The 2,194-nt window shown below is 36.5% G+C and carries 3 protein-coding genes and 1 rRNA gene; 1 reads left to right on the top strand and 3 read right to left on the bottom strand.

Features of this window, described 5'->3' with window-relative positions:
* The first annotated feature begins 42 nt into the window (after window positions 1–42).
* A 5S ribosomal RNA gene (gene rrf, locus R2Q84_RS25190) occupies window positions 43–154 on the top strand.
* Between the two features lie 106 nt (window positions 155–260).
* Here rrf and R2Q84_RS25185 read toward each other — a convergent pair.
* The 3 genes from R2Q84_RS25185 to R2Q84_RS25175 form a co-directional block, all read right to left on the bottom strand.
* A complete protein-coding gene (locus R2Q84_RS25185) occupies window positions 261–1,295 on the bottom strand; it encodes a COX15/CtaA family protein (protein ID WP_316819374.1) in 1,035 nt (344 codons plus the stop codon).
* Window positions 1,285–1,644 carry a 6-carboxytetrahydropterin synthase QueD gene (gene queD / locus R2Q84_RS25180; RefSeq protein ID WP_316819375.1) on the bottom strand — a complete coding sequence of 120 codons (360 nt, stop codon included), beginning with the start codon at window positions 1,642–1,644 and terminating at the stop codon, window positions 1,285–1,287. Before queD ends, R2Q84_RS25185 begins: the two co-directional genes overlap by 11 nt.
* A 325-nt stretch (window positions 1,645–1,969) precedes the next feature.
* Window positions 1,970–2,194, bottom strand: a 225-nt coding sequence (locus R2Q84_RS25175) for a hypothetical protein (RefSeq protein WP_316819373.1), incomplete at its 5' end; no start/stop codon positions are given.

Below are 2,194 nucleotides of genomic sequence, written 5' to 3'. Positions count from 1 at the left end.
ATTAAATGTAGAGCTTTACTAATTAAAAGATATTAAAAATATTTAGGTGCCTATATCGGTGGTGTCTACCTCTTCCCATTCCGAACAGAGAAGTCAAGCCCACCAGAGCCAATGGTACTGCGGTAACACGTGGGAGAGTAGGTCGGTGCCAAATCTTAAAAAGAAACCTGGTAGTCATAGCGACTACCGGGTTTTCTTGTTTATGGGGATTTTAGTTTTTGAAAACGTATCAGCGGGCTTGTTCGACGAATGGAATTTAGTTAGCTTTTCTTTAAATTCAGAAAAAGGAACAGGAGAAGTGAAATGAGTAACAGTATCCCCGTAAACTGATGCAACAATGCATAGCTTTTGTAAGAACCATTGACACTATTTAAGAGCGTTGTTATTCCTATAATACATTGCAGGATGACGAGCAATAGTGGAAGAAGTCTGATAATGGATAATGTTTTGTTGATTTTCCAGGTTGAAGATTTAAGATATAGAATAATGACAGCGATGCAAATCAGGTAGGCTAGTGTACGGTGAATGAACTGGATCGTTAGTAAATCATTTGTTATAGTTGTTAGGCTGATCTTTTGACTAAATATTCCTGATGGAAAAATCGAACCATTCATATCTGGCCAACTTACAGCAGCAAGAGCTGCACTGGTTCCTGCCATGAATGCACCGTATATCATTTGTATGCCAATTAAAATAAGAATAACAATGTTGAGTTTCGTAAATCGCAATCGGTGTCTCATTTTAATGTGCTGCAGACTTAAGGAAAAGGCTAACCACAATGTGTAGCAAAGTAAAATAAGTGCGGCTATGAAATGTATAGACAGGCGAATGTGATTGACTTTTATATTTACGTCATTCAATCCACTTTTGACCATGATCCAACCTATAATTGCTTGTAATAGTCCAAGAGCAAATAGGAGTAACAATGGAAATAGGAGTTTCTTTTCTATCTTTCGTCGAATGACAAAATAAATAAGTGGTATAATAAAAGCAAGACCAATAAATCTCGCCCAATTTCTATGTAACCATTCCCAAAAGAATATGGATTTATAATCTTCTAGAGTAAAGTGGGCGTTAACAAGATGAAATTGCGCGATCTCTTTGTATTTGTCGAAGCTTTCCTGCCAGTCAGATTGGTTTAATGGAGGGATTGTGCCGAGTAAGGGTTGCCATTCTGTGATAGATAGTCCTGATCCGGTAAGACGGGTAATTCCTCCAAGCAGAATTTGTATGATAATGATGAAAGCTCCGAAATATAACCAGGAGGCAATTTGTTTATTTTCTTTAGCCTTCATAGATTACTCCAGATGTTGGTGTCTCTTTTAATTCTATTTTTACGAGGTTTGGGTAGATAGGTTTTATCATTTGCCATAACCACATAGATAGATTTTCACTTGTCGGATTTTCTAGCCCTGGTATTTCATTTAACAGTTTGTGATCGAGGATGTCTAGAAATGGTTTTATTCCGGCTTTTAAATCCGTATAGTCTATGATCCAACCTGAGTGTTTTTCTGGAGTTCCGGAAATGAATACAGTCAACGTATAGGTATGGCCATGCATCCCCCCGCATTTATGTCCCTGAGGAACGTTTGGTAAATAGTGCGCTGAGTCAAAAGTGAATGTTTTATAAATAATCATTTGTATGTTGTATGGCTCAAAATTGTGATTATAGCTGCTGATAGCAAATGATAGCCATCAAGTTTTTAGATAATTTTAATCAGTATAGTTGCTCGTTATTGATACTGTTGTCGGTACTCCTATCTAATCTTTATTATGTTGGTTTTATAATCAGGAATATTTTTGAATACAATAGCTATGGCTTAAACAAGTATATTGGTATGCCGTGTACATATGGAAATGGCTTTTTTGATAGATTGAGGATTAGTTGAGCATGCTTAGTTTGATTTGAATGGGGAGGGAGTTACGAGATCTGATTGAACAGCTATGTGTCTTGTTTTTTGAACCCGTATTAAGTTTTTCTGCTTGAAAAATAGCAAGTTAGGTGAAATATTGTAAATAATAGGGCGTTATAGTTTGTGTGCGTAGATAATTTTCCTACTTTTGCATCCCGCTTCGGAGGAAGGGAAACAGTGAAAAGGATATAGAGAGAGAGGTTTTGAATTGTTGAAAGTAGGAGATGAGTGTTGTTTGTATTTTCTTTGCGTCGTTTAAAAGCGGCAGAAAATAAAAAGGA

This window comes from Pedobacter nyackensis (genome assembly GCF_032678475.1).
GTDB lineage: Bacteria > Bacteroidota > Bacteroidia > Sphingobacteriales > Sphingobacteriaceae > Pedobacter > Pedobacter nyackensis_A.
Note: the sequence above shows the minus strand (reverse complement) of the source record. Positions and strands in the feature narration are given on the sequence as shown.

Bases quoted from the DNA above. Each gene is read 5' to 3' on its own strand.
- R2Q84_RS25185 (WP_316819374.1), bottom strand. From the start codon at position 1,295: ATGAAGGCTAAAGAAAATAAACAAATTGCCTCCTGGTTATATTTCGGA.